The sequence below is a fragment of the Shewanella sp. 1CM18E genome (assembly GCF_023161665.1).
Classification (GTDB): Bacteria; Pseudomonadota; Gammaproteobacteria; order Enterobacterales; family Shewanellaceae; genus Shewanella.
Genome location: NZ_JALNTW010000003.1, coordinates 223,972 through 248,451, shown reverse-complemented (window position 1 = coordinate 248,451; position 24,480 = coordinate 223,972). Strand labels below are relative to the sequence as shown.

The window sequence follows — 24,480 nt, the reverse complement described above, 5'->3', positions numbered from 1 at the left end:
GGGTATAAGCCATAAAACGAACAAAGCCCCACTCAGCGATGAGTTGGGGCTTTGTTCGTCATCGACGCTTATTCTTCGTCGATAACTGCTTGATAACCTTCGGCATCAAGCAAATTGTCTAGTTCAGCTAGGTCTGTTGGCATTACGCGGAAGAACCAACCGTCGCCGAATGCGTCGCTGTTCACTAGCTCTGGAGAATCTTCCAGTGCTTCGTTTACTGCAATCACTTCGCCAGATAGTGGTGCGTAGATATCTGATGCCGCTTTAACAGACTCTGCTACTGCGCAGTCTTCACCCGCGCTAACATCGTCGCCTACTTCTGGTAGCTCAACGAACACCATGTCACCCAAAAGCTCTTGAGCGTGCTCACTGATACCGACTGTGTAGCTACCGTCTTCTTCTTTACGGATCCACTCGTGAGAAGAAGCATATTTAAGTTCAGCTGGGATATTGCTCATTGGTCTAAATCCTTATTCGATGTTCTAATTCTGTATTTAATAAGACGTTACACTGATTTGCCTGTTTAGGCTTATATCAATTTTTGCACCTTTTTTACATCATAAGTGCAGTGATTTCATCTACTTTTTGACGTTTGCCACATTGATTTAGTTCAACGGGGCAAATCTATTATTTTTAAGCTTTATTAAGCGTTAGCTAAAAATAGATGAAATCGTCAATTTTGCTCTATCTTGATAAAGCGAATAAGGTTTATATTCGCCAAACCATTTTCTGAAGTTAAGGCGCAGGAATTTGATTCTAGTTTTAGGAGCCAGCGCGCAGTTGATAAGTATCAATGAGCACTGGCGACAACAAAATAGATTCAAATCACCAGCATTAACCCAGAAAAATTAGAATGCTTGTTTACCGTTGCGTACAAACGACGGCGCGATAACTTTAACAGGTACGCGCTTTTTGCGCATTTCCACTTCAGCCACATCACCAATAGTATTAGGTACACGCGCCATTGCGATTGAGTAACCTAAAGTTGGTGAGAATGTGCCACTGGTAATTGTGCCTTGCTGCTCAACGCCGTCGCTGTCGGTAAAGAATACTGACATGCCGTGACGGATAACGCCTTTAGCGTCCATGATCAGGCCAACTAATTTGTCTGTACCTTCAGCTTTAATTTTTTCTAACGCTTGGCGACCGTTAAAGTCACGTTCCGCAGGCTCCCATGCAACCGTCCAGCCCATGTTGGCTGCTAGTGGGTTAACGCTTTCGTCCATATCTAGGCCGTAAAGGTTCATGCCCGCTTCAAGACGTAGCGTATCACGTGCACCTAGGCCACATGGACGAATGCCTGCTTCTAGGAATGCTTGCCATAGTGCTTCAGCTTCTGACTCTGGCACAATCACTTCGTAACCAGTTTCGCCGGTATAACCAGTAGTGGCAATAAACAGTGAACCAGACTGCATACCAAAGAATGGCTTCATGCCTTCGATTGCTGCATTTTGCTCTGCGTTGAATACTGTAGCCGCTTTTGCTTTAGCATTTGGGCCTTGTACGGCAATCATCGCTAGCTCTGGACGCTCAGTGACTTCAACGCTGAAGCCTTGAACTTGTTCGTTGATCCACGCGAGGTCTTTTTCGCGCGTTGCTGAGTTAACCACAATGCGGTACTCAGTATCTGATAGGTAATAAGTGATAAGGTCGTCGATAACGCCGCCGTTATGGTCAAGCATTCCGCCGTATAGCGCCTTACCTGGTACTTTAAGCTTAGCGACATCGTTGGCTAGCAACTTACGTAAAAAGGCACAAGCGTCATCACCAATCACGTCGACTACTGTCATATGAGACACGTCGAACATACCTGCGTCTTGACGCACTGCGTGATGTTCTTCAATTTGTGAACCGTAGTTAAGTGGCATGTCCCAACCGTGGAAGTCTACCATCTTGCCGTTTGATTCTAGATGCTTGTTAAAAAGTACAGTTTTGTTAGCCATTTTTATCCCTTCTTTGGGGTCTTTTAGTCTGCTGCTGATGCCTGCACTAATAGAGTGTGCTTGTGTAGGGTACTGGCACCAGATTTATGTCATCGCATTAAAATGCGGCGAAATTATACCTTGAGTAGTCACTTTGTATACAAAAGAATTTTCTAATCCGAACAGTTTTTGGATTAGTTTTTCTTATTGCAAACTTGTTAAAAAAACCACAAACATTCAACCACGCAAAAAACCAAACAAACAAACACATGAAATAAAAGGCTTATTTGGCTGTGCATGAAATTTGATCATGATTAATTTTGGTTACGACGACAAAGCTTTGGCAGGTTGTTCTTGTTGCCTAACGCCTGTTGAATAAACAGTGTTTTCAATGGCGCAAAATTGTCGACGATATTTAAGCCTAAATCGCGAATGGCTTTTGTCACTGGATTTGTGCCTTGAAATAGCCTTTTAAAGCCTTCCATTGCGGTGATCATCTCCAGCGCCTCGGCTTTACGCCAGCGCTCTAAATCACGTAGGTGTTTATAATCGCCAATATCTTTACCTTGCTGTTTAAGCTCAGTTACCGCTTCCACAATCGCTGCGGCGTCAAGAAAACCTAAGTTAACCCCTTGGCCTGCAAGCGGGTGAATTGTGTGGGCAGCATCGCCTGCTAACACTAAGCGTGGGCGGGCAAAGTGACGCGCATAACGCATACGTAACGGGAATGACTGGCGATCACTTTCAAGGCTACACATACCTAAGCGGCCATCAAAGGCTGCGGTCAATGCGCGCTCAAATGCCACTTTATCTAATGCTAATAACTGCTGGGCTTTTTCAGGTGACACTGACCAGACGATAGAACACAGATCTTTTTCATATAGCGGTAAGAAGGCTAATGGCCCTTCTTTGTCGAACACTTGTCTTGCGGTTTCGCCGTGAGGCAGCTCGGTACGGATAGTCGCAACAATCGCGTGGTGGTTATAATCCCAGAAAGTCAGTGGGATTTTGCACTGCTCGCGTACCCAAGAGTTGGCGCCGTCAGCAGCAACCACCAACGCAGCACTTAAGCTGTCACCGTTATCTAAGGTTAACCAAGCTTCACGCTCGCCAAAGGCGATACGTTCTAAACGAGTGTTTTCAATATAAGTAAGCTCGCTAAGCTCCCCTGCTCGCTCGGCTAATGCAAAGGCGATGGCATCGTTTTCGATAATCGAACCAAGATGAGTTTCGCTGAGCGAGTGGGCGTCAAAATCAATTTTACCTAGGCTGTCTTTGTCCCACACTTGCATTTTTTGGTAAGGACTTACTCTTGATGCAGCCAAGTAAGGCCAAGCACCTAAGTTAGTAATAAGCTGCTGGCTTGCCTTATTAATAGCGCTAACTCTTAGTTTGGGCTCGCCCGATACGGCTTCAGTTTGACCTGCATCGATGACTACCACTTTAATGCCTGCCATCGCTAAGCCTATGGCTGTTGCTAACCCAACCATGCCGCCACCAACAATGGCGACATCATAAGTTTGTGTGCTTAACATCTTTTACCCTTACTCAAAAATGGCGAATTACGCCAACAACATACCACTTTGACTGCTTGCCTCGTCATGACAGTGTGCATGTTTATTGTTAATTTGACTTTAATACGGCGCAGTGACTGCTGAAGATTAACCTTTGTTCCAGCCCATTGCTTGGCGCGCAACTGGCGCTTTTAATGGCGGAAACCATGACAGCAGTCGTAGCCCAAGGTTACGGCCAATCACTAATGGCCAATAATCGTTAGAAAAACCGCGCACTAAAAACTCTATGTTGTTCATGGTGCTTTGTCTGTCGGCTTTACGGCGTTCAAGATAAGCATGAGTGACCGCCACACTGCCTATATCTTGAGGCTCTGGGTTAGCAAGCACTTGCTCTAATACATCGAGTACACATACCACATCACGCAGACCTAAGTTAAAGCCTTGGCCTGCAATGGGGTGCAAGGTTTGCGCCGCGTTACCTAAAAAGATGGTGCGCTGGTAAATCGGCCTTGGCATATACGACAGCATTAACGGATAACTAAAACGCTCACCAATATCTATAAAGCGCCCTGCGCGATAACCAAAGGCGTGTTGCAGCTCGCTAATAAACTCCGCCTTAGATGCGTTTAATAGTCGCTCGGCATTAGTCGGATCTAACGCCCACACCATAGATAAACGCGACTCGGCTTGGCTATTCGCCATCGGTAACAAGGCCAGCGGCCCTGTTTGAGTAAAGCGCTCATAGGCCCAGCCACTATGGGGCTGCTCGGTATGAATGTTGGCAATAATGGCAGTTTGATTAAAATCCACCTGCTCAAGCGGCTGCTTAAAGGCTTGGCGTACTTTAGAGTTAACCCCATCTGCGGCGATTAGCAATTTAGCCGAGATCTGCTGACCATTATCGAGTTTGAGCAATTGTGCATCGATACCCGCTGCTACGCTTTGCAGCTTGGCAGGGCAATAAAGGCTAACATCGCTTTTTTCAAGCAAGCTAAATAGCTTGTTACCGACAGCCTCGAGCTCGACCACTTTGCCAAGATACGGCAAATGCAGTGACTCGCGGTTAAGCTCTGTCATGCCAAAATTGCCGCGCTCTGAAATATGAATATTGTGAATAGGCTCAGCCAACGAGTCTAAATGCTGCCACAAACCTAACTGCTTAAGCTCGAAAATAGAGCCGTGGGAAATAGCAATTGAGCGGGCGTCAAAGCCAGGGTGTTCGCTACTAGGCTTATGTGCCTCAATAAGGGCAATTTTAATTGGCGCTTTTAGATGTGAGCTGCTTTGCTTAGCAAGCTCTGCTAAGCCCAGAGCCAAGGTGGCTCCCGCCATTGCACCGCCTACGATAGCGATATCGACGTGATTAATTTCAGTGGTACTTGCTACATCAGCGTGTTGGTTATGGTTCGCCATGGAATGTATTGGTCCAATAACAAGATAAGTTAGGTGTTGCTGATACAAAAACCGCCATGCAGCAACAGCGATGGCGGTAATTGGTTTAACTAGGCGTTAGTGCATTACGCCTACATCAATTGGCTCGTCGTCATCAATCGCAGGGCCAAACTCGGCGTAACACATGAGTGCAGCCATGCGAGTGAACTCCATTAGCTCAATCAATGCTGCTTCAGATTCTTCGTCTTCGGCGACATCAAATTCAACCTGAGCAATCTCAGACAAGTCTTGGATCACTTCACGCACATCTAGCGGTGCTTGATTTAACTTAGGCTGAATAATCGCAATACCGGTTAAAAAGCTCTGCACCCACAGTGATAAGGCTTCAACGCGCTTTGGTAACGACTCTTCTTCTTGCGGCAACATAGGGCTAAAACCAAAGTCAGTATCAGACAAACGTGTCACTGCATCTTGGTATAAATCATCAATCAGGGTTTGCAATTCTTTTGGCAGTGCTTGGCCGTCGTTCATCAGCTCAAGCAGTGGTTGCGTCCAGCCCGATGGCTTTTGCTCTACACCACCACAAATTAGTCCGACAAGTGCGCCGTGAACTTCGACAGGGTGCTGACCAATTTCAGCGGCATTGAGTGCAGTAAGGAGTTTGTCCATCTGCAACGTAGGTAGGCTAGCCATAAGGTATTTTCCAATCACAAAATTTACTCACTTCATGCTAGCAGAAGTGCGGGTGCCGACCAATAGTCGGCACCATAAAGTCGGCAAAACTTTGTGCTATGAGCCACAAATGCTGCAATCGTAACCAAAGCTGTTTATCGATGAGTGAAAATTAGCTTAATGCAAACTGAGTTGAGAATTAACTTTAGCCACTGATTTATCGAGCAAAGCCCTTAACCGCTCTATGTTTGTACGCCAATGGCGATCTAAACAACAATTAATCTAAACTGCACCTGTTTGCGCGTAGATCGTGTTGCACTTTGCTAATGAGACCGATATAGTCCGCTCAAGTACACGGTTAAAGGATTCTTTTCGGAATGAGTAGCAAGGCGATTGACATAACTCTATTGGGTCGTACCTACTCTATTGCTTGTCCTGAGGGACGAGAGGCTGCGCTTAGGCATGTGGCCAATAACCTCGAAAAGCAATTAACCTCGCTTAAGGCGCGTACTAACAATATTAGCCGTGAAGAAATTGCCATTATGGCAGCATTAAATATCGGTTATGAGTTGCTGGAAGAACAGCAAAAGAATCAAGAATATATTAAGCAAATGGATGAAAAAATCGGTTTGCTACAGTCAACACTTGAAGTTGCGTTAGTCGATCGCGCTACAAAAGCTGACTAAAAATAGCTATAATCGCAGTTGCTTTATAAGCAAGCTGTAAACAGTTTTATCGTAAGCCCATTTGAGTCACCCGACTGGTTTACGAACACAAGTTTTGTTCCCTGGGGTATTCGCTAGCTGGTAATGTCCCTGTGCCGATACTTACAAACCCAGGGTGAATGTTTTACTGACATTGTGCAAGCTCGGCTCGTATCGAGAAGCCTTAGGAGGTACTCATTTACCCGCCTTGAACCTACGGTTCAAGGGCTACACCGGCGGTCGGTATTCCGGGGAACATCTAATTACAATAAGCCACTTCAGATTGAAGTGGCTTTTTTGTATCTGCGCATTGGTTATACCGACCTGTCGGACTTTCTATGAAAAGATTGCGCGGAACATCTATTTATTAAGCCACTTTGTTGATGACAGAGTGGCTTTTTTGTATCTACGCATTGGTGATACCGACCCGTCGGATTCTCAGTCAAAAGATTGAGGGCAACATCTAACTAATTACAAAACCATCGTTAGCAATAACAGTGGTTTTTTTATTTGTGTATTTGGTGATACCGACCCGTCGGACTTTCTATGAAAACTCTTAATGAAGAGAGCGCGGGGGGACATCTAATTCTTACATTAAGCCACTTTGTCGATGACAGAGTGGCTTTTTTGTATCTGCGCATTGGTTATACCGACCTGTCGGACTCCCTGTAAAAACTCTTAATGACGAGAGTGCGGGGGAGCAATTATTCTTTATAAGTAAAAGTTACATTAAGCCATCTCAACCAAAGTGGCTTTTTTGGTTTGCGTTACGTTTCCGCCCATCAGAGTCTTAATGAGAAGCTTTTCGTCCAACAGACACTAACTCTAATAGATTAACCTCATCAAACATTTGCCTTAATGACATGAGGCAGAGTTAAATCGGCCACTCCATTGTGCTTTTGTCAAAATATCAAACACTATGTCTTGAACCTGACGGCTGGTATTTCTATCTTCTTTACATAAAAAATAAACAAGGTTGACCAACGATATTTTCAGCTCAGGTATTTCACCTTTATGCTCCTGCCAATTATTCAAACTCGCTCTAATTTTTCTCTCAGGTGTGATTGCAATACGGTTCGCAAGATCGTCGTTTAACTTATTACAATCATATCCTTGGCTTACATCATAGGGGATCGCAAATAAGTTGAAGCTCACGCTATAAACAAGCAAGTTTATTAGTACTTTTCCCATTGCAAGCACCACCGAAACAATTGAATCCAAAATGCTGATCGCATTTATTCAAATGCCCTCAAAAAATGTATTCACCTGTAGTGATTATCACTTTACTGAGTTCGAGTTTACAATGGCGCTAATGGATGGACATAAAATCCAATTTGCCTAACTCATTTTCAAGTAATTCATCTTATGGAAGCTAATTTGTCGCTATTAACTAACTGGCAGTTAATAGCGAATGCCTGCAGTAAAAAGTCATTTCTTTTAGCCAATATACTGACAAATCGAGCAATTTTGACAGATACCTAGTATTCATATGTCACATTATGTAAAAAGCGCATAGCTCAAAAATAGATCAAATATATTAATATCAACAACTTGCACAATGCAGCCTTTATAACCAACATTGTGTTAGATCTTCATTTCGAGTATAAAGCGTGCATAATTAATAACTTGTAATTTAGGGATTATGGCAAGTTACATAAAAAACCCTCGCCGTTACTACGCGGTATTGCTTATTTCACTCTTCGCTCTTTCTGGTTGTAAATCAACTCCTGATACACCACCTGCTCCTGCGAAGGTCATTCCAGCTCAATTAAGTCACCTACCTTTTGATGTAAAAGTTGACGGCGAAGATATGGTTGATATTCAGCTGACCTTGGGCGATCGCAACCTCTATCTAAGCGATAATGGTCATATCAAGATGGTATCGATTGCCCAGTGTCCGCTGGATATTTCTGCCCACCGCGGCGACTTTCGCTTACCTGAAAGTAGCGACCTTGCTATTGCCTCAGCACTGTTTGATAACTACAACAGTGTCGAAATTGATGTTATGCAATTAAAAGATGGCACGTGGGTGAATCACCATGACAGCCAAACCGGTCGAGCTACCGTTTATTACACCGGCGAGCGCTACAAACTGGAGCGTATGAACCGCCAGCAATATGCCAATTTAAAGCTGCGCCAAAAAGGCTCAAATGACTTGCTGGATATGCGGCCAATTACGGCATATGAGGCATTCACAACCTTTGCAGCTTACCGCTCTTATGATCAACTGCTTAACGTTGAGATTAAGTCTGAAGCCAATGGTCATGAGTTAACTGAGCTCGACAATATGCTACGCCAAACGATTGGTCAGGGTGGCTTTTATTATTCGGCATCAGATCTTGAAATGCTTGAGAAGCTGCGCGGAATTAATCCACGTGTATACCTAGGCTTTGTCCAAGGCGCTCACCCAACCAGTGTCGATAAAGTCACTGCAGATCTACGCCGCGGCGCGCAGAACGATGACTATTACTTAGATAACCAAAACAATATCGAGTTTGCCGGAAAGTATGGTACCAAGCGCTATCGCTCTCGTTATAAAAATTACGCCTCGCTATCTGGCATTAAAAAGCTTAATCACAAGCTGGGTAGTAACTCTGGTTTACACTTAGATATTCGCAGCTTTATGCAAAATACTAGCGTGTTGAACAGCGCTCATCGTTACGGCATGAAAGTCTATACCTATACGATTAACGGCACCGATTATCATCAGTCTCAGTTAAAACGTTTATCTAAGCCTAAGCTACCTGATGGCGTTATCGTTGACACGACTCCTTATAAGATCTGCCAAAAACTATTTAATGCTGCGGTGCCTAAAAAGCGCTATCAACCACTTACAGCTTCTGGCAGATATATAGCTTCGCTACCTAGCGACACTGACTTTGATCGCTTTAATGAAATGCTAGGTTACCAGCAAGAGGGCTATTACATCTCGTTAAATTCGGGTCTAAAAGCGATTGCTAGTGCCAAAGCTAAGCCTAAAAAAGTAAGCCATAAGACTAACACCACTAATCCCCATGGTTTTCCAACCATTGTTGATGAAGAAATCGAAACCACAAATAGCAAAACCATTATTTTAACCCTACCAAGTAGTAACAATGACTGATAAAAAACACAGCCCATTTGCCACAGGTTTGCTCAAGGCCGCGCCAACGCAAACTAAAATGGCAGAAGCAGAAAAACAGCTGCAAAAGGTGCAAAAAAAGCAGCAATCTACGGCTGCTAAGCAACAAAAGCAGCAAAAAGTCGAACAGGAGATCGCCATTACCGGTAAACCATTTTGGTGGTTGATGACGATGTTCGTCTGCTCAGTGGTGTACCTATTCCCTGAAGCGGTATTCAACGCTGCATTAACTGATGTCGCAGGCGGGCGTAACTCAAGCCATGATGACTTACGTGCAGTCGAGCTATTTGGCCGAACCATTAGTGGTATTGGTGTCACCTTGCTACTGGCTGATATGTTACTAACAGGCAAGCGTGTTGCACGAGTTGGCGCGGCTTTAGGCTATTTCAGCTTAATCGCCGTACTTGTGTGGCCGACTGTATTTTTTGGCCAAAAGTGGTTAGTGGATAAATTTATTATTGATGCATCAACACCTGCTGAGCGCCAACAAGCTTATATTTCACAGGTGTTACGCAGTGCTTTAATTGAAAAGTCGATTCAGTTTGAAGGCATCAATTACGACCCAGATACTGCACACAGCAGCACCGAAAAAGCCTTTTTATCTGTGTTTGGTGGTTTGGTGTATGCCGACGATAAACTCGTCGATGATCTATCGCAGAAAAAACGCATGATCATGGAAAAGTTTGTCCGTGACAGAGCCATGTCGAATTTTGATACTCATTATCAAGATTACGACGAGTTTCGCCAAACGCTGCGCGGCAAATATCAAGAGTATGCCGATGGTTCAGCTAAATATAACCGAGCAATTGCCAGCTCGCCTGAACGTTCAGACGAGTATTGGTTAGATACCCAAAACCAAGTAAAACAAGGTTGGGAAAAATATCAAAAAGGCGTAACAGCCTATGAGGCAAGGGTTGAATCACGTGCACAAAAAATTGCTCCTAAAATTTATGACTATTTCGAACGTCGTAACCAATGTAAGGAGCGAAAAGGCAACAGCCGTAATAGCTGCTACGAGCGCTTACAAGAAAACTATGACCGCGAGATCAAAAAGCTAAGTATTCCCTATATTCCTGCTGACGACTGGCTTATTCGCGAGGAGATCTCCACCTCAGAAAATGTCGGCAACTCTATTATTGCAGGTGTAATGACCTTTGGCTTGTTCACCGCAATGCAAGCTGTTGACGCAGCAACCGGCGGCGATGCTGGCTTAAAAGATCACCGCATGGTTTATACCAATGACGTGAATCACTATAAAAACGTATTGATGGTAAAAATGGAGCCTAACTTTATTAAAGAGTCTGGCGGTTATCCACTAGGTATTACCTCATTGCACACTTTTAGAGTACATGAGCTAACCAGCATTAAAGTAAACAAGAAGCTAAAGCAAAAAGGCCTAAGCTTACCTACTGCTTGGTCTATTACCGACCGTTTAACCTTTGATAAAGCTGTAGCCAGCAAGGTACGCCAGCAAGCGGATATTGAATGGCGCAAAAACATGCGCGCTAAAAATACTGATATGCCACCAAACCTAAGTTGGCAGCAGTTCCAGCGTCATCACGAAATTCAGCAGCGCATAGCAAAACGCATGGGCGACCTATACGTCAACCCAACCTTAGCAGACTGGAATAATCGTCAGTTTAAGCAGCAAATCATTGAACCTAATATTCAGCGTAAAACCACTGAATACATCAATGTATTAGAGGCGCAACAAGCTGAGTTTGCAAATGGCGGTAAATTTGAAGCCACGGGTAAGTCGGCGCTTCGCGCAACCATTATTCCACCAATTTCAATGTCGATAAGTTTAGCCCTAGTGCTGCTTACTGTACTGAAACTACCTATGAAGTTAGTAGAGTTAGTACAAGCGAAACAGGCAAAGCCAAAAGAGGACAAAGCGAGTAAACCTTATCTAAAACCGGCTATCACTGCGACTTTGCTAGCGGCTATTTTTGTGGTGCCTTTATCTATTGGTGGCAATAAATACACCATGGAAGACTCGGCAATGAATTACTTTTTCGAGCAAATGGAAAAGAACGATTCTGCCAGCGTTTCCTACGCGCTTAAATGGCTGCTGGTTACTCAGCCCTTAGTACAACCTATTGGTACATCAATAGATAACGCGCTTAACATGACCCAAGGTTTCCATGCGATTAGCGAACCATTAGACCGTTTTGATCTAGCGGTTTTACCAGAACATGATGAGGTTGCTAGTGCAAAAAGTACTGCTGCTAAACCCACTTTAAAACTGCCATTAACGGTAAATACCAATGTCGACAATGCCAGAATTTCGGTTATGAATATTAAACCGAAATATCAAGCCGGCATGCTGCTTCCACCAGGCGGATATGACATTAAAGTTAGCGCGCCTGGCCACCAGCCTGTACGTCAATGGGTATATCTAAAAGCAGATCAAACCCAATTTACGATCAAACTTTAACCTGTGATTTTATAGGAAGTATCACATGAGCAAATTGCAACAGTTTCAAGATTACATTAGAAGCAATGGCGAAGAAATTACTGGCGTTGATGTGCCAGTAGTCCTAAGCGATGAGCAGGCTAAAGATGCACAACTAAAGTTTAATTTTGGTTGGCGAGTCGAAATTGGCGTAAGCCGTCATTCACACGGTGGTAAACGCCCATCGGGGACTTACTGCGGCACGTCATCTGAAGCGAGCGCTGATGCACATAAAGCCGCAGAAGAATTTGTTAGCGGCCGAGACCCGCTGTTTAACGAACGTTTTTTAAAAATTCTTGGACCTGATGTTTCCAAGAACTTCTTGATCAAAAATACTAGCTTAAACTCAGCCCCGAGCGCCTACATAGGTGGAGACACTTGTAGTAACTGTCGCGGAACTGGCTGTGTAAGATGCAGGGGCTGTGGTGGCAGCGGTAAAACAAACTGCCATTCTTGTGGTGGCAGAGGCCGTATCAGTGTCAGTAAGTACGACAGCTACAGCGAGCGTACCGTTTACACAACTGAATCATGCTCAAGCTGTTGGGGCAGTGGTAGTCACACCTGCACTACGTGCTCCGGTAGCGGTGACGTCACTTGCGGCACATGTTCTGGTAGCGGCACTTTATACTATAGCTACACCATTGATGGCGAAGCTAAGCGCAGCACGAAGTGGTACTATACCAGTAATGATTATCATGAATGGACTGGCGATTTCGTTAAACGTACAGGTCTAAACATCGTGCATTGCTTTAACGATATCAACGAAATTGATGTCGAAGGCGATCTTGATGGCTGCACCTTTGTGTATGGCTTTACCGCTGTACTACCGACCCTGCAATTTACCGCAAGCATAGATAAAGTTGACACAAAAATGTGCTTCGCCGGTAAACAAAACCGTACTCATGATGCGGGCGGGGTATACGATCCTGCAGTGTGGAAAGTGGCACAAAACCTTGGTGCTGGCAGCAAAAGTGATGATGTAAAAGCACTAGCGACACCTGCAATTAAAGACATTATTGAGGCAAAAGAAACCAAGAGCAGTATTGCATTACTTGAAGAAAACTGGGTTTCAACGGATATCAAAGACGCAGTTGGAGCTAATTACGATAGCTTGGTTAGCCAACTTAAAAAGCAAAGCGTTAAAGGGATTATCCCTAAGATGATGGCATCGTTAGCCAAGTACGGCTATCTATTCTTCACCTTAGCAATATTGATTGCACTGTTCTTCCCTGACTTTGCTAGCGAAGCACCAGGTAGAATGGGAATCATGCAATATCCTGAATGGGTTATTGCTGTGTTAAGTGCTGATTTTGCCCTATTTGGCATTCACCCTTTAGCTAATTATGCCATGGCGATAGGTCTATTTTTTGCTAGTTACCAGCTGGTTAAACGTTGCTATTGGAAAAATATCGGTAAAGCTAAAATCTATGCACTCGCATTAGGCATCACTTTGCTACTGCCCCATGTTTGCTTAAGCCTATATTACAATACGCTATCTGCGATGTATTTAGGGCCAGATTTTGCTGAGGGCTTAGCTGGCGGTGCAATTTTTGTTGGCTTATATCTACTGGTTTTAGGCATCAGTTGGCCAAAGAAATGGTACTTAAAGATTGTTGGTTTAATTGCTGCAGCAGCACTATATCTGGGTATTCAGTTTGTATTTGCCATGCTTAATGGTGCGCTAGGAACGGTACCTGCAGATGAAAACTACTTTAGAGGGTTAGCCCAAATTGTCGGCTCAGCACTAATGTATATTCAATACAACTTTATTGAGATTGGTTTGCTGGCTGTGCTGTTTAGTTATTTCTTAACTCGCCGCCGCTTTTGGCTTAATGCTAAAACTGCTGTTGCGGACTACAACAGCCCTGTTTTACTTAAGTCGATGAATATGGAGCGCTAAACAGTAGCGCTTAGACAGGCTTAACCCCATTACGCCGTTTGCTTACCTTAAGCAAGCGGCGTTTTTTCTAGATTTTGCTTTTGCTGAAAGTTAGACTGACTCGTGATTAAAGGAGCCTAGTCAATGCAAGCAAGCAGTTCAAATCTAAGCCTAGACAGCCGTGCCCTGGTGCGCAGCAGTATTCGTCAAGCTCGTCGTAGCCTAAGCACTAAGCAACAAACTCTATACGCTAGCGCTGCAGCCGAGTTGGCTATATCAGCTTTATCTGGGCTCAATGTTCGCCGCATTGCTCTGTATTTAACTAACGATGGCGAGCTAGATACTAAGCCGTTAATTGAAGCGCTTTGGCAACAAAACATTGAGGTTTACCTGCCAAGGTTACATCCGTTTAGCGCCGGCAATTTAGTATTTTTACGCTACACAGCAAACACTAAGTTAGTGCAAAACTCGCTTAAGATTTGGGAACCTAAACTCGATATCACGCAAATGCTACTTACCCATGAGCTTGATGTAGTCATTACCCCGTTAGTGGCATTTGATAAACAAGGCAATCGCATGGGTATGGGCGGCGGCTACTACGACCGCACTCTCGCTAATTGGCAGCAATCAGGTAAGCCTTATCCAATCGGTTTTAGCCATGACTGCCAGCAAGTAGCAAGCTTATCCTGTGAGTATTGGGATGTGCCCTTACCTATGATTATTACGCCTAGCACTGTGTTTAAATTTACAGATTAACAAAGCTCACTTGGCTGTTAATGATTAAACCTGCCAGTTGATTGGCGCTTCGCCACGCGCTTGTAGTAACTGATTAATATGAGAGAAATGCTTACAACCAAAAAAGCCGCGATAAGCCGATAATGGCGATGGATGTGGCCCTGATATCACTTCATGCTGCTGCGCCTTTATCCCCTTGCCCTTTTTAATCGCATGGGCGCCCCAAAGCACAAAGATAATCGGTTGTGTCTGCTGATTGAGTAACTCTAAGGCATTGGCGGTAAATGTCTCCCAACCGGACTTAGCGTGAGAATGCGCCTTACCCTGCTCAACCGTTAACACTGTATTAAGCATCAAAATGCCTTGCTCGGCCCAACTGCTTAAGTTGCCATGTTCTGGAATCGTAAAGCCTTCAATATCACTGGCGAGCTCTTTGTACATATTCACTAGAGATGGCGGCGTTTTTACGCCTTTTTTAACCGAGAAACATAAACCATGGGCTTGGTTAGGCCCGTGATAAGGGTCTTGACCAATCAACACGACTCTAACTTTATCAAGTGGTGTGGCATCAAAAGCGGCAAACACTTCATTTACTGGCGGGAAAATAACTTTACCTGCGGTGCGCTCGGCACTGACAAATTGCTGCAGAGTACTAAAGTAGTCCTGCTGCTGTTGCTCTGCAATAAAGTCTGCCCAAGTTGTAGCTGTCATCTGTGTTCTCAACATAGTATTAAATATTTAAAGGCAAGCCATATTCAGTTGGCTTACTGTGTATGACACAAGCTTAAAATGTCTCTGCAGCGCTTGCAATCTAGGCCGTGCAATTGCTTAACTTCGACGTATTTAAGGGCTGAATAATTAGCTTGCTGGCCAAAAACGCACCGCGATTAACAACAAACATATCCACTTAGTCACCATTTTCTACAAACGCACCAACCTACAATCATTTGTATTAAATATTGTCAGTGGTAAGATGTGCGCTCGTTACATGCCTCGGACAACTAGCAATGCCATTTACCGCGCGATTTTCTCCAAAACACAGCCAAGCTCAAGCAGGTTTTACCCTGATAGAGCTGGTTGTTGTCATTATTGTATTGGGGATTTTAGCTGTAATCGCTGCACCGAAGTTTTTAAACCTATCTGAAGATGCGCAAGTGGCACAAGTCAAAAATACTGGCGGTGCATTTAAGTCAGGTATCAATTTAGCGCGCTCGGTATGGGCGGTAAAAGTGGGCAGTGGCCCTGCTGAAAACCTACCAGTATATGGTGAGTCAGATGATGCTCATGTTGATTTTAATGCTAATGGCTGGCCTGCGCAGCATTACTTTACCGATAATGAAGCCTCACCTCAGCTTGATAATGTTGATGATTGTATTTCAGTATGGAAAATAGTGCTCCAAAACGATGAGCCAACAGTTTCCGATGCAGCTAAAGCAGATGAGACCGACTACAAAGCAAATTATGACCGTAATATCCCCGCAGTGTGTGTCTATCAATACTCAGATAATATGAATTTATCAATCACTTACGACTCCAACAATGGCAGCGTCGTGGTAGATTCAGATCCAACTAGCTAGCTGATTGAGTAGATCCTGCTAATATTGTATTTGAAGTGGTAGCTCGTTAGGATAAAACGTAGATAGACAGAATAAAGGAATTATTCATGCCCTCAAAAACTGCAAGCCTAGGTTTTACCCTGATTGAAATGGTGGTTGTCATCATCATTTTAGCTATTTTAGCCGTGGTGGCAGCGCCTAAATTTATTAACCTTAAACTAGATGCACAGATTGCCGAAGTTAAAGCAACTGGCGCAGCGTTTAAAGGTGGTATTACTTTAGCCAATGTAAAGTGGGCATCTAAAGGCGGCTCAGGGCCGGCCGATAATTTACAGGTGTTTGGTGACGGCACTAATGGCCAGCTTGATATAAACCAATGGGGCTTTCCTGCGCAAAACTACCCTCCGTTTGAGTCAAGCCCAAGGCTTAATAATGTCGCTGATTGCATGTCAGTTTGGCGCACCATAATGCAAGAGCCACCAGTTGTGACTAGCAACCCTAGTACCGATGATGCAGAATACTTTGCCACCTACATTGGCCCTGACCAATGCCGCTATTTCTACCTTGCAGAACAAACCCTATCTATCTATTACGACTCGAGAGATGGCAGCGTTATTACCGATTCAGATCCCAATAGTTAATATCAATGATTCATTAATGTCTCATTTAAGTTAGAATCGAGACACTATCCTAGGTAAGAAAGAGCAGAAGCAAGATGTCAGAAGCTAAAAAAGAAACCACCATTTTTGAACTAGCCGATCAATTCATTGCATTGGCAAACGAACTAGCAGGTAAAGAGCAAGATGTCGGTAAAGTCGGCACAGCTATGCGTTTTGCAGCCGCTCGCTTTAACGCATTTGAAGCGTCTTTAAAGTCATCAGATCTTGCAGCCGAGAAAGAAAATGCACTTGCATGGTTTACTGATGAATACAAAGCCATGCTTGATGACAACCTTGAAGATCATATCAAGAATCCAGTGCAATCACGTGAGCCAGAACCAGCTAAAGACGACGCTGTACAAGTTTTTAACTCTTAATTTGCAGCTCTCGTTAACAGTGGTAATTCGCACATGTTGCGTTGATAACTCGCATTAGCATGATAGAACCCACAAAAAACGCCATCATAATGATGGCGTTTTTTTATTGCTATAAATCATGAGCTATAGGGTCACAATCACCCGTACTGCCAGTAATATCAGCACCACACCTGACAATTTATCAATCAACGCCGACTTTTCTCTCAGCTTTGGCAATACCGCTGAATGGGACAAAATTAATGCGATGAGTGTGTACCATAAGCCGTCAACGATTAGCGGTGTGAGTACAATCAACGCCTTACCAGTCATATTGTCTGCCACCATCACAAACTGGCTAAACAGCGCTAAAAAGAACAACATGATTTTAGGGTTAAACAGTGAAATGGCTAAACCATCACGAGCAGCAGTAAGTGCATCGGTAGACTCACCTGCAGCCAGTTTGTCTGACATTCCGCCCTTTGAGCGCAATGCCTGTATGCCCATATAAGCAAGGTAAAGCGCACCGATAATGGCAATACCGTTAAATACCATTGGCGCTTGCTTAAGTAATACAGCTAAACCTAGCAATGTAAGCAGTGCATACACACCAATACCAATTGAGTGTGCCCAAGCACAAATAATCCCTTTGCCGCGACCACCGCCCAAAGTATGGCGCACAACCATGGCCAAACTCGGACCTGGCGACATGGCGCCCAAGCAGCAAATTGCTAGCAAACCTAGCCAAGCGCTAAATGTCATAATATTCCTTAACTATACTCTAGCCTGCGGCCAGTAAAAATTGGCCATAATATACATGATTGTGCCCCTTGCTGACCAACTTGCTGTGTCACTGAAAACGTAAAAACAGCGCAATATAAGCTTAATTTAATTGCACTGTTTGCTATCAGTGATTCAGTAAGTGGCTGCTACTCAGGTTATTTTCATTTAACTGATGCACAATAGTGTTAGCTTGGCGTAATGCACGCCTAAAATCATTAAAGCTTGATAACTATCAACAGCGATTAGAATAACTTTTGGAGATTTGATGGACACGATTTCAATTAGCATCGCTATATTTTTTACCTTGCTTTGCTTAAGTATTGCTTCGCTTATCTGGCTTAAAATTAAAGGCCGAATCATTCCTAACGGTGTCATTGTCGTTTTAGGTTTTATGGCAATGAGTGTCGGCGGTGTGTTTGCTTTTATCAACTTCGGTGAAGATTACGACGCCTATAAAAAGCTACATTGGCAGACTCTTACACCAGCACAAATCCAGCCATTAGTAGATGAAGGCTATACCGTATTTGTTGATGTTACCGCTGACTGGTGCAATATCTGCTATGCAAATAAAGTAGGGGTAACCCACAGAGAAAAAATCGTTAATGCACTTTCAGACGACAAAATTATTTTAATGGTTGGCGATTGGACCGAGCCCAACGCAGTAGTTGAAAACTATATGCGCACTCAAGGGCGTGGTGGCACTCCCTACAATAAAGTGTACGGCCCGGGTGCGCCAAACGGCATTATCTTACCAACTCAGCTAACAATGGAATCTGTGCTGCAAGGCTTAGCAAAAGCTAAAGGCTAGTCACAATAAACAGCATCTAACGCCATTTATCGCTAAAGATATTAATAAGGTCACGTTATTTCGTGACCTTATTTTTTTGCTCAGCCGTTTTACGTATACTGAAATGATAAATTGCTGAGAACTAGGCGCAACATGTCTGCTATTAACCTTAAAGATAAAACCAATCACGATAACTTTTTGCCTGAGAACCAACTGATCTTAAATGCCGTTAGCGAAGGGATTTACGGGTTTGATTTAGAAGGTAATGCGGTTTTTATTAATCCAGCAGCAGAACGAATGACAGGTTGGCGCTCTGCTGAGTTACTAGGCAAAAATATTCATGATTGTCATCACCATAGCCATAGCGATGGCAGCCACTATCATAAAGACGACTGCCCTATTTACAACACCTTAATAGATGGTATGGCACGTGAGATATCCCACGAAGTGTTTTGGCGCAAAGATGGCACTAGCTTTCCGGTACATTACACATCAACCGCCGTTTATAAAGATGGTGTAATGATTGGCGTAGTCGCGATATTTCGTGACATAAGTATACAGAAACAAACCGAGCAGTCGTTAAGACAAGCGCTTGAACAAGTCCAAGCGCTGTCTGAAAAGCTGTCTTTTGAAAATCAATACCTACAGCTTGAACTCGCAGACCGCACTGGTGACGTTGAAATATCAGGTAGTAGCCAGCCCATTAACCAACTTATTCAGCAAATTAAGTTGGTTTCTAATACTGAAAGCACTGTGTTGATCAGCGGCGAAAATGGCACAGGTAAAGAGTTAGTCGCCCGTAACTTACACCGTTTAAGTAACCGTGCCGATAAACCGCTTATCAGTGTTAACTGTGCCGCCTTTTCAAGTGCACTGCTAGAAAGCGAGCTTTTTGGCCATGAAAAAGGGGCTTATACCGGTGCCACCAGCCGCCGCAAAGGGCGTTTTGAACTTGCCCATCAAGGCACACTCTTTTTAGATGAAGTGGCTGAACTAAGTTTAGAAGCGCAATCAAAGCTATTAAGAGTTATTCAAGAACAAGAGTTTGAACGAGTCGGCAGTAGCCAAACCATTAAAGTTGATATTCGCCTGATCACCGCGACCCATCACGATTTACTAAAACGTGTAGAGCAAGGCCTGTTTCGAATGGATCTGTATTATCGCCTTAATGTATTCCCAATTGTGGTACCGCCATTAAGACAGCGACACAGCGATATTCCCGAGTTAGTGAGTCATTTAATTGAAGATCTTAACCGTAAGCTTGGTAAAAAAGTGACTCAAGTTAGCCATAAAGGCATGCAAAAACTGATGCAAAATAGCTGGCCAGGTAATGTTCGCGAACTGCAAAATGTACTTGAGCGCGAAATGATTTTAGCTAACGGACCTGTGCTGGAGTTTAGCCAACTGACAATGTCTGCTCCAGTTGAAAATGTCGCTAACACCATAACTAACAATCAAACACTGCAACAGGTTGAACGCCAGCATATTATTAATATTTTAAAGCAAACTCAGTGGCGGATCTCAGGCAGTGGCGGCGCTGCTGCGGTGTTAGGTTTACCGCCAAGTACCTTACGTTCACGCATGAATAAACTTGCTATCAGCAGACCGATTTAACAACAAGCACAATTCAACACTCCTCTGCTTTGCCAAGTAAAAGTAGCGATATATCGCCAAGTCACGATATATCGTTACACACTTAAAATCAAAAACATACAATGTAACTAAAAATCAGCAACTTACATCATTTAATTATTGGCCTAAGGCTTGCTAATACCAAGCTAAAGATATCGTCTGCAGTACTCAAAGCCACTGCAAACAAGAACGCGTCCACTAGAGAAGCCTTATGCCAAACAAAAACGTGAATAACACGCTAGATAGCGCCACTAAAGCGCAGCGGATCCCAGTAACAAATATATCGACACCAACGCCGAGTCGTAAAATTCATATACGTGAACAAAAAGGTCAGTTTCAACAACTCAGAACGGGCATGAACAGCCTTTTGGTCGCGCTGTTCTTCTTACTGCCGTTTATTTCTTTTGATGGTCGCCAAGCAATTTTGTTTGATCTTAGTCAGCAGCAATTTATCTTTTTTGGCACGACGCTTTGGCCACAAGATTTTACGATTTTAGCTTGGGTATTTATTGCTGCGGCATTCTTACTATTTTTTGTCACCGTGTTTTGGGGGCGTATTTGGTGTGGTTATCTTTGCCCGCAAACCGCATGGACCTTTATTTATGTGTGGATAGAAACTCGCATTGAGGGCAATCGCAACAAGCGATATGCATTAGATAAAGCACCTTGGGGTAGCGATAAGCTCAAAAAACGTGTGCTCAAGCATACAGCTTGGGGCGCAATCGCCTTGCTTACAGGTTGTGGCTTTATTGCTTATTTTGTTCCGGCCCGTGAGCTTTATATCGATATTTTTAGCTTTAGTGCCAGCTTTTGGATTACGGCTTGGGTATGGTTCTTTGCCATATGCACTTACTTAAACGCAGGCTGGATGCGTGAGCAAATGTGCCTACATTGCTGCCCTTATGCGCGTTTTCAATCGGCAATGTTTGACGCAAATACCAAAACGGTTACCTACGATGCCGCTCGCGGTGAGAGTCGCGGCCCACGTAAACGTAATGAAGCTAGCGCATTAGGCGACTGTGTTGATTGCAATTTATGTGTCGATGTTTGCCCTACTGGCATAGATATTAGAAATGGTCTGCAATATGAGTGCATCAACTGCGGGGCTTGTGTCGATGCCTGTAATCAAACCATGCAAAAATTTGGTTATCAACCCAACCTGATTAGCTATACCAGTGAAAATACCCTTGCAGGTAAAGCAGAGCCTTTTTACGAGTCTTACAAATTCTTAGCTTATGGTATTGCAGCGCTCATTATGATCAGCGTTATCGCCGTCGATATCTATAACCGTAATAACATCGAGCTCAATGTATTACGCGATAGACAATCGCTGTACCGTGAAACCTTAGATGACGGCATAGAAAACAGTTTCACGTTAAAGATCCGTAATAAAACCCAGCAAACAAGGCTTTATCGCATTTATGTATCAGGTAATAGTGCTTATCGACTTATGGGTGAAGTAGATTTAAAAATTCACCCCGGTGAACAGCTCGACTACCCAGTCACAGTAGTTGCTCTGCCAGAGCAATTAGGCAGTGCTCGCAATGCTATAACCTTTACAGTCGCCGAGCAGCATAACTACAGCCAAGCCTCTCAGGAATCGAGCTTCTTTGCGCCAATTTAACCAGCTTATTGTCTGCTTTAAGCAAAAGTTTATTGCTTAAAGCAGGGGTTAAAACAGGTAACTTAAGCCTTAGTGATAACAAATTAGTGCTAAACAAATGAAGCGCCAAATTGCACTTAATTGCACTTAATTGCATTTGGCGCTTAAGCATTTGAATTAACTGCTGTCACAAACAAACTATTATGCCTTAGCTAACCTTGCTGTAATATAACCAAGCCATTTAGAGTAAAAAGTCTAAATCTTACAAAGCGATAGTCAACACATTGAAAAGCAACATCCCTACAATTTATTGCAACTTCTTTCAAGCGAAAGCATTGACCTCCCCCCATAAACCACACTAATCTAAACGCCTGTTTGATTTTATAATAACCATAACGACTAATCATAAACACATTAGCTTAAGGGTACTTCAATGGCTTACGATTCAGACTCAACCCTCGACCTCTCGCGCTACGCATCCCTTATCGATCTGATTGAACTTGCCAGTGCCCGCTACGGTGATAAAGCCGCTTACTCCTGTTTAGGTAAAGAAACCAGCTTCAATGAAATCAATGAATACTCGCGCCAGTTTGCCGCTTATCTGCAGCAAGAAACTGGCCTAGTTCAGGGCGACAGAATTGCCATCCAGCTGCCCAATATCACTCAGTTTGTCATCGCGGCTTATGGTGCAATTAAAGCAGGTCTAGTGCTCGTCAACACTAACCCTTTGTACACTCAACGTGAGCTTATTCATCAATTTAATGACTCAGGTGCTAAGGCATTAGTGGTACTGTCAGATTTGCTACCTACGCTAACTGAAGTGGTGGCAAATACCGATATTGAAACCGTAATTTCAACCCATGCGATGGACTTGATTGCGCCGCAGCCTCAGCCTGAAGTGCCGTTTACCACAGTGACATTTAATGATGTGCTAGCAAAAGGTAGTCAACATAACTACGTACCAGTGATCAGCGTGCTTGGACAGATTGCCGCGCTGCAATACACAGGTGGCACGACGGGATTGTCAAAAGGTGCGATGCTGACTCACGGTAATCTAATTGCCAATGCTATGCAGATTAAATCGCGCCTTGGCAGCAAGATAATTGAGGGCGAAGAGATCTTCGTTGCGCCGTTACCTGTTTATCATATCTATGCCTTTATGGTGAACTTAGTGCTTTATTATGAGCGCGGTGGTTGCTCAGTGCTTATTCCAAATCCGCGCGATATTTCAGGCCTAATCTCAACCCTTGCAAACTATCCGTTTACCGGTTTTGCCGGCCTTAACACCCTATTTGTTGGCCTTTGTCATCAGCCGGCGTTTCAAGCGCTCGATTTCAGTCATTTAAAGGTCACAATTTCAGGCGGCACCGCACTGACCCAAGCCGCTGCATCTATTTGGCAGCAAACTACCGGTTGTACCATATCAGAAGGTTACGGCCTATCTGAAACATCACCAGTAGTATCGCTCAACTCGCCAGGACTTGAGCAGCTCGGTACTATCGGTAAACCAGTTATTGCCACTCAAGTTAAAATCCTCGATATGGATGATAATGAAGTGCCTATTGGTGAAACGGGCGAATTGGCGGTATTTGGTCCACAGGTGATGTTAGGATATTGGAACAATCAAAGCGAGACCGACAAAGTGATGACTAAAGCAGGTTTTTTTAGAACCGGCGATATCGCCATTGCGACCGAAGATGGTTTCCACAAAATTGTCGACCGCAAGAAAGATATGATTATCGTCTCTGGCTTTAATGTGTATCCAAATGAAGTTGAAGATGTGCTGTCAAATCACAGTAGTATTTTAGAGTGTGCCGTAATTGGCGTAAGCAATGAGCACAGTGGCGAAGCGGTAAAAGCGGTTATTGTCCTTAACGAACCAGATAGCGATATTGAAGCGGCTAAAGTGGATATCGAAGCTTATTGCCGCGAGCAACTTACCGCCTATAAGGTACCAAAAATCATTGAGTTTGTTAGCGCCCTACCCAAATCTACCGTCGGCAAAATCTTAAGGCGCGAGCTACGTAAGTAGCTCCAAGGTAAAAGCTACGCAAGTAGCACCTAGGAAAAAGTTACGCAAGTAGCGCCAAGTTCAGCGGTTTAAGTCGCAGAAATCCAAAAGGAGCCCAAGGCTCCTTTTTTAGTCGGTATTTTTTTATTCTAACTAGCTTTGCTCTACCCAAATAATCTGCTCAGTAGCAAAACCAAGCTTTTTAGCCTGCTCGATAAACTGCTGCTTTAACGCGTCATCCACTGTCGGTGTACGCGATAAAAACCATAGATAGTCACGATTGTAGCTAGTGATGAAAGCGTATTGGTAATCTTTAGTATCTAATTCATACACCACATACGCACCATAGAAAGGCCCGAAGAAGGATACCTTTAAATGACCAATATCAGGGCTATCAACAAAGTAGGCCTTACCTTCAGCTTCATCCCAGCTTTGCTCAGCAGTTGAAAAACCGCGATTAATCACCTGCACTCCACCATCGTCTTTCATCGAGTAAGTCGCGGTCACCTGATTAAGCCCACGCTCAAAGCTATGATCAAGACGCGCCACTTCATACCAAGTCCCTAAGTAACGCGGCAACTCAAAGCCTTTAACCGGCTCAATGCCGCTTGGCAAACTCGTACAGGCAGATAACAACAATAAACAAGCAATGGTTATTAAGCGCATAGGTGGTCTCTCTTATTGTGATTAAATGCATAAGCT

The 24,480-nt window shown here is 43.8% G+C and carries 21 protein-coding genes and 1 other RNA gene; 13 read left to right on the top strand and 9 right to left on the bottom strand.

Annotated elements, in window-relative coordinates:
- Positions 1-68: 68 nt before the first annotated feature.
- The 5 genes from gcvH to MSG37_RS06620 form a co-directional block, all read right to left on the bottom strand.
- Positions 69-458, bottom strand: a complete 390-nt coding sequence (gene gcvH / locus MSG37_RS06640; protein ID WP_239891950.1) for a glycine cleavage system protein GcvH — start codon at positions 456-458, stop codon at positions 69-71.
- A 390-nt stretch (positions 459-848) separates the two neighbouring features.
- Entirely contained in the window at positions 849-1,943 is a 1,095-nt protein-coding gene (gene gcvT / locus MSG37_RS06635) for a glycine cleavage system aminomethyltransferase GcvT (protein WP_220781230.1), read from the bottom strand.
- A 293-nt stretch (positions 1,944-2,236) separates the two neighbouring features.
- On the bottom strand, positions 2,237-3,457 hold the full coding sequence (locus tag MSG37_RS06630) for an FAD-dependent monooxygenase (protein WP_248469795.1): 1,221 nt from the start codon (positions 3,455-3,457) through the stop codon (positions 2,237-2,239).
- 126 nt (positions 3,458-3,583) lie between these two features.
- Complete coding sequence (gene ubiH / locus MSG37_RS06625; protein ID WP_248469794.1) at positions 3,584-4,849, bottom strand: 2-octaprenyl-6-methoxyphenyl hydroxylase; 1,266 nt, start codon at positions 4,847-4,849, stop codon at positions 3,584-3,586.
- A 96-nt stretch (positions 4,850-4,945) separates the two neighbouring features.
- Positions 4,946-5,521 (bottom strand): UPF0149 family protein, encoded by a 576-nt coding sequence (locus MSG37_RS06620; RefSeq protein ID WP_248469793.1) that lies wholly within the window; start codon positions 5,519-5,521, stop codon positions 4,946-4,948.
- A 356-nt stretch (positions 5,522-5,877) separates the two neighbouring features.
- Here MSG37_RS06620 and MSG37_RS06615 point away from each other — a divergent pair, with 356 nt between their 5' ends.
- Together MSG37_RS06615 and ssrS are read left to right on the top strand one after the other, a co-directional pair.
- A complete protein-coding gene (locus MSG37_RS06615; protein ID WP_028766250.1) occupies positions 5,878-6,186 on the top strand; it encodes a cell division protein ZapA in 309 nt (102 codons plus the stop codon).
- Positions 6,187-6,281: 95 nt separating this feature from the next.
- Positions 6,282-6,463, top strand: a non-coding RNA gene (gene ssrS, locus MSG37_RS06610) — 6S RNA.
- Between the two features lie 596 nt (positions 6,464-7,059).
- On the opposite strand, the gene MSG37_RS06605 is transcribed toward ssrS, so the two are convergent.
- A complete protein-coding gene (locus tag MSG37_RS06605) occupies positions 7,060-7,395 on the bottom strand; it encodes a hypothetical protein (protein ID WP_248469792.1) in 336 nt (111 codons plus the stop codon).
- Between the two features lie 451 nt (positions 7,396-7,846).
- Between MSG37_RS06605 and MSG37_RS06600 the strand changes: the two genes are divergently transcribed.
- The 4 genes from MSG37_RS06600 to MSG37_RS06585 all read left to right on the top strand — a co-directional run bounded on the left by MSG37_RS06600 (position 7,847) and on the right by MSG37_RS06585 (position 14,415).
- A complete protein-coding gene (locus MSG37_RS06600) occupies positions 7,847-9,307 on the top strand; it encodes a glycerophosphodiester phosphodiesterase family protein (protein WP_248469791.1) in 1,461 nt (486 codons plus the stop codon).
- A complete protein-coding gene (locus MSG37_RS06595; protein ID WP_248469790.1) occupies positions 9,300-11,762 on the top strand; it encodes a hypothetical protein in 2,463 nt (820 codons plus the stop codon). The genes MSG37_RS06600 and MSG37_RS06595 overlap by 8 nt, the downstream gene beginning before the upstream one ends.
- 25 nt (positions 11,763-11,787) lie before the next feature.
- Positions 11,788-13,680: a hypothetical protein gene (locus MSG37_RS06590; protein ID WP_248469789.1), complete on the top strand. Its 1,893-nt coding sequence runs from the start codon at positions 11,788-11,790 to the stop codon at positions 13,678-13,680.
- A 123-nt stretch (positions 13,681-13,803) separates the two neighbouring features.
- Positions 13,804-14,415, top strand: coding sequence for a 5-formyltetrahydrofolate cyclo-ligase (locus tag MSG37_RS06585; protein WP_248469788.1), 612 nt, complete (start codon positions 13,804-13,806; stop codon positions 14,413-14,415).
- 24 nt (positions 14,416-14,439) lie between these two features.
- Here the strand turns inward: MSG37_RS06585 and ung are convergent, their stop codons facing one another.
- Positions 14,440-15,105: a uracil-DNA glycosylase gene (gene ung / locus MSG37_RS06580; protein WP_248469787.1), complete on the bottom strand. Its 666-nt coding sequence runs from the start codon at positions 15,103-15,105 to the stop codon at positions 14,440-14,442.
- A gap of 296 nt (positions 15,106-15,401) precedes the next feature.
- On the opposite strand from ung, the gene MSG37_RS06575 reads away from it, so the two are divergent.
- The 3 genes from MSG37_RS06575 to MSG37_RS06565 all read left to right on the top strand — a co-directional run bounded on the left by MSG37_RS06575 (position 15,402) and on the right by MSG37_RS06565 (position 16,986).
- Entirely contained in the window at positions 15,402-15,971 is a 570-nt protein-coding gene (locus tag MSG37_RS06575) for a prepilin-type N-terminal cleavage/methylation domain-containing protein (protein WP_248469786.1), read from the top strand.
- Positions 15,972-16,057: 86 nt separating this feature from the next.
- Positions 16,058-16,591, top strand: coding sequence for a prepilin-type N-terminal cleavage/methylation domain-containing protein (locus MSG37_RS06570; RefSeq protein WP_248469785.1), 534 nt, complete (start codon positions 16,058-16,060; stop codon positions 16,589-16,591).
- A gap of 74 nt (positions 16,592-16,665) precedes the next feature.
- Entirely contained in the window at positions 16,666-16,986 is a 321-nt protein-coding gene (locus MSG37_RS06565) for a DUF3144 domain-containing protein (protein WP_248469784.1), read from the top strand.
- Positions 16,987-17,109: 123 nt separating this feature from the next.
- On the opposite strand, the gene MSG37_RS06560 is transcribed toward MSG37_RS06565, so the two are convergent.
- Positions 17,110-17,724 (bottom strand): LysE family translocator, encoded by a 615-nt coding sequence (locus tag MSG37_RS06560; RefSeq protein WP_248469783.1) that lies wholly within the window; start codon positions 17,722-17,724, stop codon positions 17,110-17,112.
- A 286-nt stretch (positions 17,725-18,010) separates the two neighbouring features.
- Between MSG37_RS06560 and MSG37_RS06555 the strand changes: the two genes are divergently transcribed.
- The 4 genes from MSG37_RS06555 to MSG37_RS06540 all read left to right on the top strand — a co-directional run bounded on the left by MSG37_RS06555 (position 18,011) and on the right by MSG37_RS06540 (position 23,799).
- Positions 18,011-18,553, top strand: a complete 543-nt coding sequence (locus tag MSG37_RS06555; RefSeq protein ID WP_248469782.1) for a thioredoxin family protein — start codon at positions 18,011-18,013, stop codon at positions 18,551-18,553.
- A gap of 132 nt (positions 18,554-18,685) precedes the next feature.
- Positions 18,686-20,146, top strand: coding sequence for a sigma 54-interacting transcriptional regulator (locus tag MSG37_RS06550; RefSeq protein WP_248469781.1), 1,461 nt, complete (start codon positions 18,686-18,688; stop codon positions 20,144-20,146).
- Positions 20,147-20,375: 229 nt separating this feature from the next.
- Entirely contained in the window at positions 20,376-21,788 is a 1,413-nt protein-coding gene (gene ccoG / locus MSG37_RS06545; protein ID WP_248469780.1) for a cytochrome c oxidase accessory protein CcoG, read from the top strand.
- A gap of 412 nt (positions 21,789-22,200) precedes the next feature.
- Entirely contained in the window at positions 22,201-23,799 is a 1,599-nt protein-coding gene (locus MSG37_RS06540; protein ID WP_248469779.1) for an AMP-binding protein, read from the top strand.
- A gap of 132 nt (positions 23,800-23,931) precedes the next feature.
- Here MSG37_RS06540 and MSG37_RS06535 read toward each other — a convergent pair whose 3' ends face one another.
- On the bottom strand, positions 23,932-24,444 hold the full coding sequence (locus MSG37_RS06535; RefSeq protein ID WP_248469778.1) for a lipocalin family protein: 513 nt from the start codon (positions 24,442-24,444) through the stop codon (positions 23,932-23,934).
- Positions 24,445-24,480 lie beyond the last annotated feature (36 nt).